Origin of the sequence: Methanothermococcus jasoni, from assembly GCF_049075655.1 — an archaeon.
Taxonomy (GTDB): domain Archaea; phylum AGJL01; class Methanococci; order Methanococcales; family Methanococcaceae; genus Methanofervidicoccus.
Window position 1 is genome coordinate 1,385,501 of the sequence record NZ_CP157522.1, and the last position, 15,440, is coordinate 1,400,940.

Sequence of the window (15,440 nt, forward strand, 5' to 3'; positions counted from 1 at the left end):
GATTTAGATTTATTCCTGTCCGAGTATTTCAGCGATTGGTTTTTCTCCAGCTTCTACAACTTTTGTATTTACCTGAACGATATCTGATGAAATTGTGTTTCCTCTTACACTTTTTCTTCTTCTGATACCTTTATCAGTTGGTTTGTATCCTGGCTTTTTGCTTAATAAAACTCTCATCTTCATACTTCCGTGTATATCGTGTCTCATTGGGAATCCACACTTATCTGAACCGCCTGTGATTTTTAATTTGTATCCATCCAATCCTACAATTGAACCGTTTATTTCATCACCGATTCTTTTACCGATTAATGCTGTTGTTTCTACTTCTAACTGGTATGATTTTCCATCTTTGTCAGATACTACAACTTTAAATTTTGCCATGTTATCACCTTTTTATTTTTTATATTTATTTTTTATCTTTTTATTTTTAGCATTATCCTTTATCTTTTAGAAGATATTAAAAATCCTTAGATTTCTATATTTTAATTACTATTTCTTGCATCATTAACTACTTCTGCCTAAAAACTGAATGACTTCTAATTTATATGTTTTAACTTTTTATTTGTGTTTTTCCAATTTCGCCCATCTTTGACTATATTATGACATTCTCATTTTTATACTTTTTCCTAAAATTCATCTTGTGGATATTTTCCCAATATATTTCCTTTCATATCAATTATAATACAGCTGAAATTTATACCATCCCATCTATTGCGAGCTCTCTCAATCACCCTATTTGCTATGGCATTAAAAACCTCCGTTAAAACACCTTCTTTTTTTAGAATTTCTATAATTTCCTCTGTTGTATTGGCATATAACATATTTTTTAAAACTTCTTTATCTTCAATATGTAACGAACTGTATGCAGTCAATACCTCATTTCTTCCATCTGCAACCTTTGAATGGGTGTTGTATATGCCAGCGGCAAGTTTTATAATTTTCCCAGAATGTCCAAATATTAAAATGTCCTTAACTCCCTTTTCCAATGCTTTATCAAGCATAAAATCCCAAAAATTAGAGACTTCAATAATTTGGTCATCGGGTGCATTAAACATCTTCTTTGCATATTTTGTTCCTATATTTCCCGGTGTAAATATCAACCTCTTATAATTATTTGCAAGTGCAACATCAATCTGCGGAACAAGGGATTCTTTATAAGCATCGTTTGACATTGGTCTGACTACCCCTGTTGTTCCAAGTATTGAAATTCCTCCAACTATTCCAAGCTTTGGATTTAGTGTTTTTTTTGCCAGTTCCCTTCCTTTTGGAACAGATATTTTAACTATGACTCTATCATTTTCATCAAGTAAATTTATAATATTGTTTATGATGAGCTCTCTTGGTTTTGGATTTATGGCATAATCTCCTTTTTTTATTTGTAGCCCGTCCTTTGTAATTATGCCCACACCATCTCCGCCGATGATTTCTACCTTTGGTTTGTTGGATTCGTCCTTTCCATTTATCTTCAAGAGCTCAACTTCTACAATAATATCTATTCCGTTTGTAATGTCTATATCTTCGCCTGCAAACTTTTTAACAGTTGCAATTGTTTTGTTTTTTTCCTTAATTTCTAAATTTTCAATTGGAATTATTAATTTATCTCCCTTATCATTTCCCAATTGCACATAATCCAATTTTATTCCTTTTTTTAAATAATAAACTCCGCAGTAAGCACCAGCTGCGGCACATGAGCCTGTGGTATATCCAAACTTTTTTTCTTTCCTAAAATCGTAAATCATAAATCCCACGGTTTTTTATATTCTATATTATACTATATTGAAAATATTATATTTTTATCTTAGTTATTCTTTATTTTAATTCTATTTATTTATTATTTTTATAAACAGTGATATTATGCACCAAAAAATAAGAGACATTAGGATAGAAGCGTCATTAAAAAATTTAGATTCCCTCTATAATAATCACGTATTAGATGATAATCTATACAATAATTTGAAAAATCTTTTAGAATTAAGAAAAACTGATTTTAACGAGTTTTTAAATATTATAACAAAAGACGATTATGCAAATCAAAGATTTGCAAAATCCCTCGCTATCGCTCAGGATGAACCAAATAAACTAAAAAACAAACCAAAGGCAGTAGTGGCTTTTAGTGGTGGCGTAGATAGCACCGCGTCTTCCATAATATCAAAAAAAATCTTCGATGTAATAGGTATCACAGCATATTCCCCCATTGTAATGCATCCCAATAATAAAAAAAATATATCACAACTGGCAAAAAAGTTAAACATAAATCATGAATTTATAGATGTTGATTTAAATGAAATTCAAAATGACACATTAAATGGAAAATACCACCCATGCGGAAGATGCCATAAAACCATAGAAAACGCAGTTTTAAACTATGCAAAAGAAAATAATATAAAATACATAATATACGGTGATATGCTTTCTGTTGGGCATTTATCAATTGTTCCAGAAGATGATAATGTTTTAAGAATAAATATGCCCTCCTATTTAGTCCTAACAAAAAATGAGAGCAGAGAAATTTTAAAAAGGAACAACATAACCATATCTCAAAGATACGGATGCCCACTTCTTAAAAGTGCCCATAAATATAATCGAAATAAAAAATTCACAATCCAGAGAATTTTAAGAGAAGTCAGAGCTCAGGTTATAGATAAAGATGAAGGTTTAAAGAATATTTTGGATGTTTTGGAATATGATTTGTGATAAATCATCCAACAGATATTGCAACAGAAACCCCATTCTTTTTAAATTTCTTTAAAATCAAATTTATATCGTTTATATCGTTTATATGATTATTACTTAGTTTTTTTACCCCCAATATAGAAACAGGTTCAGAAACCCCATAAACTCCAATGGTTTTAAAAACAAAATCGGATTTTATTAAATCGTCCCTAATCTTATAAATCTCGTTTATATCATCTCTATCAAATATAAACAAATTCTTTTTAAACCTTTTTACAGTTTCTAAAATTCCCCTTTCATCCTTCTTCACATCAACAGTTGCAAAGGCATCTACTCTCCACATCGGAATATCTCTTAAATACAGTGCCTTTTTAACTGCCCAATATACCTTATGGGATTTGATATTTCTCCGAGCTCCGATACCAACAACAATCTTTTTTGGTTTTAAAATTACAGCATCATCTACAACTACATAATTATTATTGTGATATTCTACATTGTATGTATTTAATACATTTTTTAGCGGTTTCCAGCCGTTAGGAAGGATTAAATCAACTTTTTCATTTAAAACCTTTTTATTTATCTTTAAAATATCCTTTTTCTCTGGCACATCTAAAAAATAAATATTGGAAAGCTCATCAATACCTACTTTATTATTCACATCTGTTGCAGTGGTTAAAACAATATTTCCCTTTAATTCCCTTCCAATTAAATTAGAAAAATAGTTTCCACCACCTAAATGATTTGACAGGATTGGCATTATATTTTTGCCGAGCTCATCTAGGACTATTACAAAGGCATCTTTTGTTTTATCCTTCTTGATTTTATCGATATATTTTCTTAAAACGATGCCTGTTGCCATTATAAAAATAAATCCTTTTTCATTTCCATCAATAATTAAATCCCTTGAATGATATATCCCATTATCATAAAAATAATAATCTAAAATACATTTAATTTTATTTGCTAAAATTTCACCGTTTTTTGTGATATAAACTATTTTTATCATGAGCTCATCCTTAATGTTTTGTAATGCGGATTATTCAATTGTATGTCGAAAAAATATAAATAATTATATGCTAAATATTCTTTACTTTTCTATGAATCAACCATGTATTTTTCATATATATAGATTTATAAAAATATAATTAATATATGAATGAGGAGGGGAAATTTTGAAAGAATCAGTTTGTTTTTTAATAGGAAATGGATTTAATTATATGATTAGAGATATTTTGAGAAATGAATTTAATGATAAATATGAAAAATATTCTAACTCACAATTGGCATTCCTTAGGAATTCCATACCTCTCAGAAATAATTTATACTCTAGGGATGAAATTAATGAATTTTTAGATAATATCGACAAATTAATAAAACTTTGGGATGAGCCTAAAAACCGTTATGAAAAATTACTTAATAATCTGAATAACATTAATATAAAGATAAATGAAGAAGAATCTATTGAAGTATTGAACTGTGTAATTAATTATTTGCATGAAATTGGAGCAATAGATGATTGGAATAAGGATTATCTTTATAATATAAACGAGGTTGTCGAATAATTGAATTAGTAAATTTATTTGGTATCATATGTTAATACTAATATCCTCATTAGTGTTAATATGTTATGCACTATCGCTACTGCGATAGTGCTTTTACATCTGCTATCCGCCAACCTGTCATCTAATTTTAACCTGTTTTTAGTCTCCAGCCCTCCAAATATGGATTCTACTATCCCCCGAAGGCGATACCAATCCTTGTTAAACATGCTCTTAATGGTTTTTCTAACTTTGCTAATATGATACTTCCACTTGAATTCTTTTGTTTTAACTATTGGAGTGATATTGTGTTGTAGTAAATATTCAAACAATTCACAGCAATCATATCCTCCATCAGCCAGTAGATATTCATTATCTAAAAAATCAATCTGTTTAACCATTTCCAATAGGTTGGCACTATCGGAACTATAACCTCCGCCCCAACGGGCGGAGATTATTGGAATATATCCTTGTTCTGGATAGTATGATGCTAGAACATGCAATTTATCATGCACCAATCGTTTAGTACGTTTCCCTCCGTGAATGCACTCATAGTATAACCTATTTATGGAAACTCCTGTTGAGTCTGCCATATATAGTTTGTTGGAGGGCTGAGTTAGTAGATTATCTATAATTACATATGTAAAAGTAAGTAAGGTAGATAACCACCAGGTATCTATTCGCTTGAATGCTTTACCGTATGTGGAATGGTCAATATGTTTGTTATGTAATGTATTTGAGAGTGTCTCTAAATCCCTTAAACTTAGTTTGTAGATATGTTTTAATATTAGAACTACCACATATTCATTATAGGGTAGGGCAGATACCCTACCAACCTTTCGTCCTTCGGTAGAAGGACGATTCAGCATGTTTGTAATGGATAAAATCAACGTATAAGTAGTTCTTAGGTCGTATTTCTTATATCTAAGGTCGTATATTCTCCAGTATCCTTTTGTCTTAGGATTGGTCTTTTTCTTTTCTATTTTCTTTTTTATATTCCCCTTCATAACATGTATTATATGTTATTGATAATTTAATATTTTTCGACAACCTCAATATAAACAAAAAGATGATATCCCAAATAATTGGAACCACTGCAAATAAATTGATAGATTTTGAATTGAATAATCGTTATAAGATTTTGGGAAAAGCGTTAGATATTGATGACGAATGGTTTGGAGACGCACTATACCAATTGTTTGAAAAAAGTAAGGTTATCACTCATTTTTATACAACAAATTATGATGGAATTTTGGATATTATGTTAATGAGAAACAATGGACGATATTTAAGTGATGGTTTCGAGGCGTATAATAAGGTTGAAATAAAATTTGATAGCGAAGATGCCTGGAATGCATGCAAGTTTAATCTATCAAACTTCCTCAAGAGCCATAAAAACGACAATATAATTGCCCATTTGCACGGTTCATATAAATTTATCAACACTAAGAGTGGAAAAACTCGCAAACTTATAAAAACCAAGGATGGTAATCATCCAATTGGATATTATCCAGTAATTGTATATAACAGTCCAATATTAAAATATGATTTAATTGAACAAATTGATGTCTTAAAGTGGTATTTTCTACATTTTAGGTTAAGTTTAGGGGAATGCTCAAAACTTGTAATTTGGGGAAATTCACTAAGAACCGACCCGCACATTGTAGATGCAATTTGTCAAAATTTTGATAAAGAAAAGCCATTATATATTATTGATATTAATCCAAAATCAGTAATAGAACGGCTACAAAATACATGTAAAAATAAAGGATTTGATAAATTCAAAAATATAAAAACTATCAATAATTTAGGATTTGATGAACCGCCGAAAACAAAAAAAGATTTATTTGAGTTGTTTAAGAAGTTAATCACTGATTGATGTTATCATTGTTATGCATTGTTAAAGTTATACATTTTATAGTAAAAAATAAAATATCACTTATTTTATAATCTCTCTAGCAATTTCCTTTGCACATTCTCTTTTTTCACTTAAATCATTTAGAAACTCTGTAATTTTTTCATAGCACGATTTTTTACACTGTCCGCAGGTGAGCTCACCATTCTTACATTTATCATATATCTCTTTAAGCTCATTATCATCATCAATTAAATGATAAACATAGAGCTCATACACCACACACTCCTCAGGAATTCCTCCAAGCTTTTTCTGCTCTTCAAGAGTCTCTCTACCTCCTGTTTTACACGACATTATCTTTTTCCTAAGAGATTTGGATGGCTTATCACTTAAAAATATTGCAGTCTCTGGTTTGGATGAGCTCATCTTACCTCCTAAAAGTCCAGTCATGAACCTATGGTATGTTGATGATGGAGGTATAAATTTAAATTCCTTTGCCCTATTTGCTATATCCCTAGTTAATCTTAAATGAGGGTCTTGGTCAATACCAACTGGAACAACAACCGGATTCTTTTCCTTTAATTGAGGATGAAGTATGTCGGCAACTTGAACAATTGGAGCAAGGATATGCCCTATATTTGTTTCACCACCAAATCCATATATTGCCCTCATCTCACTAAAATTAACTCGTTTAGCCAATTTCATCGCCAAATCCTTAACCGTCTCATTTTTTGATTGAAGGTAAACATTTATTTTATTTGGATTTAATCCCAGTGCTATATAGTTTGTAATATACTCCTCAACCGCAAGCTTTTTTGTGGTTTCGAAGTCCATTCCTCTTGCCCAGTATGCCTCTAAATCAGCTATCGGAATATATATTTCTGTGTTGTAGTTTTGGTAGTAAAGGAGCTGGTCAACTATCATCTTATGTCCAAAGTGCATTTTACCAGAAGGCATCATACCGCTTAGAACTGTAAATTTTTTACCTTCTTTCATTGATTTTATTATTCTCTCAAAATCTCTATGTCCGAATATTATGCCTCTTCTCATAAGATGGTGGGGATTTTCAATATCCTTTAATAAATCTTTAATTGGTTTTATTCCAAAGTTTTCCATTGTTTTTTTATAATCAACATTATCTGAAACATCCCAAGGTGTTATCAATGTCTCACCCAACTACTTTAATATTTAGTATTATTTATCCATCTATTTAAATTTATTATATATTATATTTTATTTTGATTTATTACTTATTTTTTATTTATTGACTCTAATTTACTCAATTATTCAAAGTCATCAGGGAGTTTTGCCGCAATATCGTGATGTTCTGCAAGTCCAAGTGCCGCAACTGCTCCAATTATTCCTCCATCCTTTTCAAATATTTTAATAATGTCGATATTATTTCTCATTGCCACAGCTTTTGCCTCTTCAACAGAAACCATGCCTCTTTTTGCTTTGCAAGTATATAATTTCATGCTTTTTGATGGGGTGATTCCATAATATACTGCCATTGCAGTTTTATCTGACAAACTTTTTTCTTTTAAATGATTTTTAATTAATTCCTTGATTTTATATTTATATTTTGGATATACTGCGAAGGTCAGTGCAATAGATACGCAGTTTTGTGTTTTATCAGGATTTCCAGGATAAAGCTGAATTATAGTATGGTCTATATAGTATCCAATGCCCTCTTTTTCAACTAATTTTCCAATCTCATTTGCAAGAACCCAGGTTGCTCCTTCTTCCTTTGTATCAGTATCATCAATACCTATTATTACCTTTTCCATCCTTGGGGTGATTACTACTCCTTTTCCAAGCTTTGAACCGCCACCTTCTTCATGCAATATGGCATCAACTACATTTTCGGCATTTTTTCTCAATTCAACACCAACTCCTGCACCAGCCAAACCTGCATAAATAATATGAACATTATCATCTTTAACAAAAACCTGCTCAATACCTGCGGCAGATAATGAAGGGACAAGTTTTAACCTGCATTTATCTATTTTTAATATAAAATGGTGATTATTTCCTTCCCTCCATGCTGAAATAATAAGGGGAGAAGTTCTCTGATATTGATATATTACCCACTGAGCTCCGTTTGGACAAGGGTGTTCTTCTATGAGCTCGACAATTCCCAATTCTTCATCAACCATGGCTATTATTTTTTTATATGAAATATCCTCTGCATTGCCGTATTTGTCCATTTATATCCCTCTTTTATTTATTTTTCATCTAAATTGGTTAAATGTTGAATAATCTTTTGGTAAATATAATCGTATAACTCTTCATTATTATCATTATCATCTATTTCAAATTTTTGTAATCCATAATTTAGTATTATTAATTCGAGCTCCCACTCGACAGTTTCAAGTTCTTTTTTAAGTTCATCTATTTTATTATATATGTCCCATTTTAACGAATCATCAACATTTACCACTATATTTCTCATTTTTTTGATACATTCATTTAACTCATCATAATTTACCACATTTACATTGCTGTTCAGTTCATTTAATTGACATCTAAGTTTGTTCAATGTGTTTAGGTATTTTCGTAGTTCATTACTTAAAAATTTTGCATCATTGATATTTAAAGTGTTTGAATTATTGTCCAAATCTTTTAATGTATCCTCTAAAATGCCTATTTCATTATTTAGGTCTATATATTTTTTTAAATATTCTTTTAATTTTTCAATTTCGCTATATTCTTTATCTTTTAAAAGTATCAACTCTGCAATCTTTTTTATTTTATTAATCACCATCCCCTCCATCCACATATATAAATGACGAACATCTAAATCTTAAATGGGTGAAGTGGGAATCCTCAAAATCACTTTTTTATTTTATTACGATAATACAGTATTATACCGATGAATATATTTTAAATCCCCTTCACCACAATAATAAAAGTTTAATAATATGTGTTATATATTATTACACCTATTGCTACTATATTTTAGTCATACCATACTCAGTCATATTTTACATGCCTTATATTTGCCAGTGAGCCATGTTTTGCCTTTTTCATTTCCAGTCCACTCATCAGAGCTCTGCCTACGCCTATTACTTTACCATCATATATTATTACAATTTCATCATTCACAGAAATATTTTCATCGCAATCCTTAAATCCCGGAGCAAATAGCGAACCTTTTTTGACTTTAAAATCTACCTCTACCCAATTTGTTTTCCCAAGTAGATTTCCGCCGTCATAGGTTAAAACTAAAAGCCCATTTTCCTCATTTAAAGAACATATTTGAACTAATTTGTTGTTCTGTTTAACAAAGAATTTTCTATGCCTTCCTTTAATAATTACATCGTCTGGGATAAAATCTTTATTAAATTGGAACTTTGCAAGCTGTTTGTAGTTGTGTATGAATTGCTGTTTTCTGGTTTTATTGCTTTCATTATCATTGTCGGGATTTTCATTTAATACTAATTCCTTTAACTCTTTTAATGTATTTTTTAGATTTTCAAGAGACTTTGTAGATGTTGGATTGTCGTCCTCAGAAGTAATTATATAATTACCGTATTTTTTATATTCATTTTCATCTAAAATTTCCAAATAATGCTCTGGCAAATGTGCAATTATATTTAACTTCCCAAATTTATCTTTTGCATTATCAAGGTATTCTTTTAAATGCTTGTTTATAAATTCAATTTCTTCGGAGCTCCACTTTCCAGTAACTGGAATATCATAATCTATTGCACCTTCCAGAGCTCGTGGAACTATACCATAGGGGGATGTAAGGATTACCTCCTCAACTGGGAAATTTACCGAGTTTATGGCATTTATGAAAAATTGATGAGATTTTGAATAGGAATATGGCTTTTTTGATGAACAAGGTAATAAAACGATTGTATTTGTAAATGCCTCATAGTTTTTCACTCGTTCAATGTATTTTTTTACCTCTGGAATGGTGGTTTCATCAATGGACACTATAATCTTTTTGCCCTTAGATAGTGGAATGTTTCTTAAATCTGGATTGTATCGCCTATAATTTGCACGGAGATATGGGTCTGATAAACTCGTTTCTTCTACAAGGTTTCTTAAACATCCCTCTTTTATACAGTATTTTATCTCTTCAACCACTTCATCTAAAATTGACATGTTATGTTGTAGGAGCTCATCAAAAGATTTATTGCTTATCGTCATCATCCTATTTTTTGTAAATTTATATCCAAGGGATGCGTAGTATGATGCAGATGAATAATCAAAATAATCTACACCCAAATATGCCAATAAAGGCATTTCCCATGGAAGCGCAGTGGGGAAATATATGGCAGTATTTGGAGAGATTTTTTCCCTTAATTTTGGAATTAACTCAACAAGTTCTTTTCTTTTAATTAATCTCCTTCCATCTGCAATTATTATTAAATCAGGTTCTAATTCATTTAAATTAATGTTATCAATATTATCAACATATTTTCCAAAATTTATAATGCAGTATTTAATCTTTTCTTCATTTTTAAGTTCAACTGTTCCATAGGTTTCTTCTTTATTTACATCTATTAAATAATTTGCAATATCTTCTGGACAATCAAATGGTATTTTTAGTAGGGGGAGTTCAATATCATTCAATATATTCTCATCAATCATTTTCGGAGTTATACTTTGGTTATTATTTTTTTTATTTTTATCATATTGTGCCTTACAATATACTTCCTTGCAAATTCTTCCTATATCATAATAAATTGGTTCAAGCATCTTATCACTTTTTCATTATTAAAATAGATTAAAAAATATTAAATTATATTTAAAAGTTAAATAAAAATTAAATAATAAATATTATTCTTCTCATATTTATGTGGTTTATTGAAAATTATCCTATTATAAGTTTTTTTATCTCGAAGGTAACGGAGCTCTCAATTATTCCTGCAATTACAAATAACAGTATGGAAATAAATAATAATCTTAAAGAATCTTTACAATCCATAATGTAATTATTATTCTTTTTTAATTTTTTTATCATCCCTTTAAATAGCACTATTCCAGAACTACTGGAAAGTATAAGTGCAGGGATTTCCACAATACCATGAGGTAATACCAATAATATAAATGTTAAGGGGTTGTTTATATATAATACATAAGCCAAAATAAAGGCATTTGATATTACAATCAATATTGAAAATATCGTTAATACATACTCTAAAATTTCAACACTTAAATTATGAGTCAATATATAGTAGAATATATCAAATGAGGATTTATTTTCAAGATTTAATGAATTTATATATTCTGAAAATTGCTTAAAAGTCATTTCTCCAATTTCTTTAATCCCTCCAATATCTAAATAAAATAAAATATATGAAATAACAAATGACATTAAAAATAATATAGCAACAGTATATATGATAGTTTTCTGCCTTTCAAAAGCATATATAATTTCTAATATTTCATATGTTGTTTTACTCATACTTATCACGAAGTTATTTTTATAAAATTTAGACAATTATTAGATAAAAATATTTTCAATTATAACATAGTTAATGAATTATAAAAATGGGTGAGCTCATGGATGATAATATTTCCAATATTTTAAAAACCTTAGAGAAATATGATGTTAATATAGAAAATATGATAGATTGTGGAATGGAACTTTGTATTTCTGATGATGTTGAAAAAGAAAATATTAGAAAAAAACTTGAAGAAACAATTTTAAACAGCTTAAACAACCCTAATGTATCCACTCTAATAATAGGTGCTGTAAAACTTGAAGAGGAGGGTATGAGGGGAAATTTACCGTTCAATTATGATGAAGACCCCAATTATATATATGTAGATGAAGTCATTGGTATGGCAATAGCCAACGAAATAGCCGGGACAAAGGCGATATTTAATTTTAGATGGTATGATGCAAAAAAACCCGGGATTGTGGGAATTCTCGACGAAAAAGGATATATATTTTTAGATGATGCCATCGCCGGTTTTATTGCTGGATGCATGTCAAAAGTCTTTGAATAAGTTAAAATTCCATAAATACACTTAACAAAAAATTAAAAAAGGAAATGGAAAAATATAGACATTTAAGGTTTTTCAACCTTTACTGCTTTTCCATCCTTCCATTCTACGAATATTGGTTCTGATGGAATGTCATCCAATGTTTTGAAGTATTCTACTGCTGCTTTTGTTCCCCATCTGTCAGAACCTGCTAATAATATTACCGTATGGCCGTTTATTATCTGTTTTTGAATTACTCCTTTATTTGCACCTGGGTAATCGTTGGTGATTTTTACTTTGAATGTCCATGCGTATTTTTTAGCCAATGGGTTTGCCACAGGACCTCCAACTAAGATACAATCTTCGGTTATTTCCAATGATTTATTTACTAATTCGGTGGTATTTTTAAGACATTTTGCTGATAGGTTGTTATCTATTTCTGAACCGATTATTAATTTTGCATTATGGACAATTTCTTTAATTTTCTCTGATTTGATGTCCTGTGCGACATCCAGATAGTTTATAGTCCCATGTCTAGAGCTTGATGATGTTGATATTGTGGTGGTTCCAGTAGTAGTTGGCAGTGTTGCAGCAAGTATAATATTTACTTCTGGGTCTTTGATTAAGGTTAGTTCCAACACTCCCTCAACAGGTATTCTATACCACCCGATCTTGCTGGTAATATCGTTTTCTTTCAAGGTTATATTTTCTGTTCCATTATTTACGATTATATTTTCAACATCCAAAGTTCCTATTGGGATTCTTATTATTGAAAATCCTTTTTTTGAGGTGTTTATTGCTTTGAATTTTATTGTAGATATTAATTTACTATTTTCTTTTTTAGCTTCTTCTTTTGTTATGTTTGTTATGTTAAATCCTTCATTTAGGATTGGTTTAATCTCTGACAATATATTATCAAGTGTTTTATTCATCTCGTTTTCATCGTTAATTTTAGTGTTTTTAAGTTCGATGGCTTTCTGCATCACTTCTTTTAAAGTTTCAATATGTTCTCCAGTAAAGTTTATTGATATATTTTCAAGATGAGGTATCTCAATGCTGTCATTTTTTACAGGAATTACTGTAATATTAAGGTCATTTCCAGATATTACTTTTATATTATCCAAATCAACGTTCTTCAATGCCTCGGAGTCCATATTAATATTTTTCAATGCTTCTTTTAATTCTTCCCCCATAATTGTGTTGTTTATAAATATTTTCTTAAATATATAGCCTTCACAATCTGACAATACTGCATGTTTTAGTATTGCTGAATAGGTATCATTTTCATTAATAACTTTGAATGTTACATTTCCAAGGTTAAATGTTCCAGATTTTGTGAAGTTATAACCACTTATAAATAGGCTGCCATTATTTACGCTCCAATTAACTATGCCAATTCCACTTACATTTAAAATTTCGATATTTTTGAAGGTTATGTTAAAATCATAACCACTACAAGGTCTTTTAGAACTTATAGATTCTGCATCAATGGATGCTACAATGGTTCCATTAGTTTCAGATATATTATATAATTTCAAATAAACAGGCACTTCAACAACTTTTATGTTTTTAACCAGTTTATTATCGCTTTCATTTTCTTCTTTGATAGAATTGGATTCATCAACCATTGTAACGATTGTATATGTTTTTGTGTCATCTGGTGTCCAGTTAAATGTTATTACTTTTGTTTCTCCAATATTTAATCCGCCTATTGTTTTTGTTCCCAAGTCATTTGAATCTATGTATAAATGGACATCAAACGACTTATTTGTTATATTCTGATGACCATTGTTTGTTAATGTTATGTTTATTGTTGCCGGCATCCTATATATTGATGGATTTGAAATTTTCATGTCGATGATTTTAATGTTTGGTCCCTGAACTACAACAGTTTTTGGATTGATAATTAGATTATTAAACTTGTATCCGTTTATGTCGGACACAACGACTCCATCTATCGCAATCTCTGAGTTTCCTACGTCCAATGCCTTAAAGGTTGCTCTTGCTATGGTTGTTGATGTGTTTATACTTCCATCCATTATACTGAATATGACCTTTCCATCTTCAAATGTTGTGTTTTTAAGTCCTTCTGACGAGTTTATTAAGAATGTGAAATTTGTGCATTCCAATATTTTTGAATCATAGGTTAAAACTCCGTCAATGCCTTTTGCAGGCCTATCTGCGGTAATATTATTTAATGATATATCTACTGTAAATGTTTCGCCTGTTTTTGTTAAATTTATTGATGGGATTAAATTTAATGCGATAGGTTCTTCAACTGATTCAGCTGTTTTTGTGTATTGGTTATTATTTTCATTAGTTTCTTTTATTTCCCCATTTGAATCAACTACTGCAACAATTGTATAGTTTTTATTTTCTGTCGGCATGAATGTGAAGTTTATGGTTTTTGTTTCACCCACATTTAATCCTGAGATAGTTTTTGTTCCAAGGTCTTGGGCATCAATATACAATGCCACTGAAAAATTATTTGAAACGTTTCTTTCGCCGATATTTTTAATTACAATTGGTATTGTATTCTCTTGATATGATTTTAAGTTTAATACTAAAATATCATTAATTGTTAAATCTGACCCAGGAATAATTATTTTGGTAATATCTGAACTTTTAATGACACTGTAATTTTCATTATCTTTGATAGTAACATCCTTCAACTGAGTTGTAGCATTTCCAACATTTATTATATTATAAGTAATATTTACTGTGAAATTTGTTGATTTATTAAGGTTCTCTATTTTAAAGAGGTCATTTGAAGTATTAAACGAAACAACTCCTGCATTTGATGATATACCAACTGGTGTCATTATTGATTTATCGTAGCTCAGCGTTCCACTAATTTCACTTAGGGTTTCATTTTCTTTTGGAGATATGATTATTGGAACAGTTATATTCTCTCCGAGCTCTCCACTTACAGTCGTAGGAGTTATTATATCTGCTATTGGTTTTAATAGTATTGTTATGTTTGAATTTTTTAAAGTTATGTAATATTTTACCCCATTGGCATCAGATACAGAAGTTTGAGTTAAATCTACTGAATCATTTCCATCCTTTAACGCCTTAAATGATAATGTTGCTACTGTGAAGTTACCATAGGGTTCATTAGACATCCACAATAAACTTATTTTTCCAGACGAAACATCGATATCCTTCAAACCAGCATTATTTGCAATATCACTTAACGTAATGTTCGTTAAATTCAAAATACTTGAATCATAAGATATAGTAGTTTCAAATCCACCACATTTTGTATCAGCAGGGACATTTTTTACAACTAAATCTAAGTTGAATGTATCTCCAACATAGGCATTTATATTGTCGGGGGCTAATCCTACGGATACATTTTCTGCATAACACACTCCCAACAAAGAAATCATCAAAACCGAGAGTGTAAATAACTTCCATTTCATGAT

14 protein-coding genes are annotated in these 15,440 nt (G+C 29.9%); 4 read left to right on the forward strand and 10 right to left on the reverse strand.

Annotated features, from left to right (window positions below):
• Positions 1-9 precede the first annotated feature (9 nt).
• On the reverse strand, positions 10-381 hold the full coding sequence (locus Mjas_RS07330) for a 30S ribosomal protein S6e (protein WP_421077512.1): 372 nt from the start codon (positions 379-381) through the stop codon (positions 10-12).
• 245 nt (positions 382-626) lie between these two features.
• The gene (gene cbiD / locus Mjas_RS07335) at positions 627-1,739 is read right to left on the reverse strand and encodes a cobalt-precorrin-5B (C(1))-methyltransferase CbiD (protein WP_421077513.1); all 1,113 of its coding nucleotides are present in this window, start codon (positions 1,737-1,739) and stop codon (positions 627-629) included.
• Between the two features lie 115 nt (positions 1,740-1,854).
• Between cbiD and Mjas_RS07340 the strand changes: the two genes are divergently transcribed.
• Entirely contained in the window at positions 1,855-2,694 is an 840-nt protein-coding gene (locus tag Mjas_RS07340; RefSeq protein WP_421077514.1) for a 7-cyano-7-deazaguanine synthase, read from the forward strand.
• Between the two features lie 4 nt (positions 2,695-2,698).
• Here the strand turns inward: Mjas_RS07340 and Mjas_RS07345 are convergent, their stop codons facing one another.
• The gene (locus Mjas_RS07345; RefSeq protein WP_421077515.1) at positions 2,699-3,682 is read right to left on the reverse strand and encodes a cobalt-precorrin 5A hydrolase; all 984 of its coding nucleotides are present in this window, start codon (positions 3,680-3,682) and stop codon (positions 2,699-2,701) included.
• Positions 3,683-3,848: 166 nt separating this feature from the next.
• Here Mjas_RS07345 and Mjas_RS07350 point away from each other — a divergent pair, with 166 nt between their 5' ends.
• Positions 3,849-4,238 carry a hypothetical protein gene (locus Mjas_RS07350; protein WP_421077516.1) on the forward strand — a complete coding sequence of 130 codons (390 nt, stop codon included), beginning with the start codon at positions 3,849-3,851 and terminating at the stop codon, positions 4,236-4,238.
• Positions 4,239-4,252: 14 nt separating this feature from the next.
• On the opposite strand, the gene Mjas_RS07355 is transcribed toward Mjas_RS07350, so the two are convergent.
• The gene (locus tag Mjas_RS07355) at positions 4,253-5,221 is read right to left on the reverse strand and encodes a transposase (protein ID WP_421077517.1); all 969 of its coding nucleotides are present in this window, start codon (positions 5,219-5,221) and stop codon (positions 4,253-4,255) included.
• 62 nt (positions 5,222-5,283) lie between these two features.
• On the opposite strand from Mjas_RS07355, the gene Mjas_RS07360 reads away from it, so the two are divergent.
• Complete coding sequence (locus Mjas_RS07360) at positions 5,284-6,093, forward strand: hypothetical protein (RefSeq protein ID WP_421077518.1); 810 nt, start codon at positions 5,284-5,286, stop codon at positions 6,091-6,093.
• Between the two features lie 60 nt (positions 6,094-6,153).
• Here the strand turns inward: Mjas_RS07360 and Mjas_RS07365 are convergent, their stop codons facing one another.
• The 5 genes from Mjas_RS07365 to Mjas_RS07385 all read right to left on the reverse strand — a co-directional run bounded on the left by Mjas_RS07365 (position 6,154) and on the right by Mjas_RS07385 (position 11,488).
• Complete coding sequence (locus Mjas_RS07365; RefSeq protein WP_421077519.1) at positions 6,154-7,233, reverse strand: tryptophan--tRNA ligase; 1,080 nt, start codon at positions 7,231-7,233, stop codon at positions 6,154-6,156.
• A 119-nt stretch (positions 7,234-7,352) separates the two neighbouring features.
• Positions 7,353-8,276 carry a methanogenesis marker protein 11 gene (gene mmp11 / locus Mjas_RS07370; protein ID WP_421077520.1) on the reverse strand — a complete coding sequence of 308 codons (924 nt, stop codon included), beginning with the start codon at positions 8,274-8,276 and terminating at the stop codon, positions 7,353-7,355.
• A 17-nt stretch (positions 8,277-8,293) separates the two neighbouring features.
• Entirely contained in the window at positions 8,294-8,833 is a 540-nt protein-coding gene (locus Mjas_RS07375; RefSeq protein ID WP_421077521.1) for a hypothetical protein, read from the reverse strand.
• A 209-nt stretch (positions 8,834-9,042) separates the two neighbouring features.
• Positions 9,043-10,779 carry an archaeosine synthase subunit alpha gene (gene arcS / locus Mjas_RS07380; RefSeq protein WP_421077522.1) on the reverse strand — a complete coding sequence of 579 codons (1,737 nt, stop codon included), beginning with the start codon at positions 10,777-10,779 and terminating at the stop codon, positions 9,043-9,045.
• A 115-nt stretch (positions 10,780-10,894) separates the two neighbouring features.
• Positions 10,895-11,488, reverse strand: coding sequence for a stage II sporulation protein M (locus Mjas_RS07385; protein ID WP_421077523.1), 594 nt, complete (start codon positions 11,486-11,488; stop codon positions 10,895-10,897).
• Positions 11,489-11,586: 98 nt separating this feature from the next.
• On the opposite strand from Mjas_RS07385, the gene Mjas_RS07390 reads away from it, so the two are divergent.
• On the forward strand, positions 11,587-12,036 hold the full coding sequence (locus tag Mjas_RS07390; RefSeq protein ID WP_421077524.1) for a phosphatidylglycerophosphatase A: 450 nt from the start codon (positions 11,587-11,589) through the stop codon (positions 12,034-12,036).
• Between the two features lie 62 nt (positions 12,037-12,098).
• Here the strand turns inward: Mjas_RS07390 and Mjas_RS07395 are convergent, their stop codons facing one another.
• Positions 12,099-15,437, reverse strand: coding sequence for an S-layer protein (locus Mjas_RS07395; protein ID WP_421077525.1), 3,339 nt, complete (start codon positions 15,435-15,437; stop codon positions 12,099-12,101).
• Positions 15,438-15,440 lie beyond the last annotated feature (3 nt).

What these genes read in the sequence shown, in the direction of transcription:
- Mjas_RS07330 (WP_421077512.1), bottom strand. Translation starts at nt 381, where the DNA reads ATGGCAAAATTTAAAGTTGTAGTATCTGACAAAGATGGAAAATCATAC.
- cbiD (WP_421077513.1), bottom strand. Translation starts at nt 1,739, where the DNA reads ATGATTTACGATTTTAGGAAAGAAAAAAAGTTTGGATATACCACAGGC.
- Mjas_RS07340 (WP_421077514.1), top strand. Translation starts at nt 1,855, where the DNA reads ATGCACCAAAAAATAAGAGACATTAGGATAGAAGCGTCATTAAAAAAT.
- Mjas_RS07345 (WP_421077515.1), bottom strand. Translation starts at nt 3,682, where the DNA reads ATGATAAAAATAGTTTATATCACAAAAAACGGTGAAATTTTAGCAAAT.
- Mjas_RS07355 (WP_421077517.1), bottom strand. Translation starts at nt 5,221, where the DNA reads ATGAAGGGGAATATAAAAAAGAAAATAGAAAAGAAAAAGACCAATCCT.
- Mjas_RS07360 (WP_421077518.1), top strand. Translation starts at nt 5,284, where the DNA reads ATGATATCCCAAATAATTGGAACCACTGCAAATAAATTGATAGATTTT.
- mmp11 (WP_421077520.1), bottom strand. Translation starts at nt 8,276, where the DNA reads ATGGACAAATACGGCAATGCAGAGGATATTTCATATAAAAAAATAATA.
- Mjas_RS07375 (WP_421077521.1), bottom strand. Translation starts at nt 8,833, where the DNA reads ATGGTGATTAATAAAATAAAAAAGATTGCAGAGTTGATACTTTTAAAA.
- arcS (WP_421077522.1), bottom strand. Translation starts at nt 10,779, where the DNA reads ATGCTTGAACCAATTTATTATGATATAGGAAGAATTTGCAAGGAAGTA.
- Mjas_RS07385 (WP_421077523.1), bottom strand. Translation starts at nt 11,488, where the DNA reads ATGAGTAAAACAACATATGAAATATTAGAAATTATATATGCTTTTGAA.
- Mjas_RS07390 (WP_421077524.1), top strand. Translation starts at nt 11,587, where the DNA reads ATGGATGATAATATTTCCAATATTTTAAAAACCTTAGAGAAATATGAT.
- Mjas_RS07395 (WP_421077525.1), bottom strand. Translation starts at nt 15,437, where the DNA reads ATGAAATGGAAGTTATTTACACTCTCGGTTTTGATGATTTCTTTGTTG.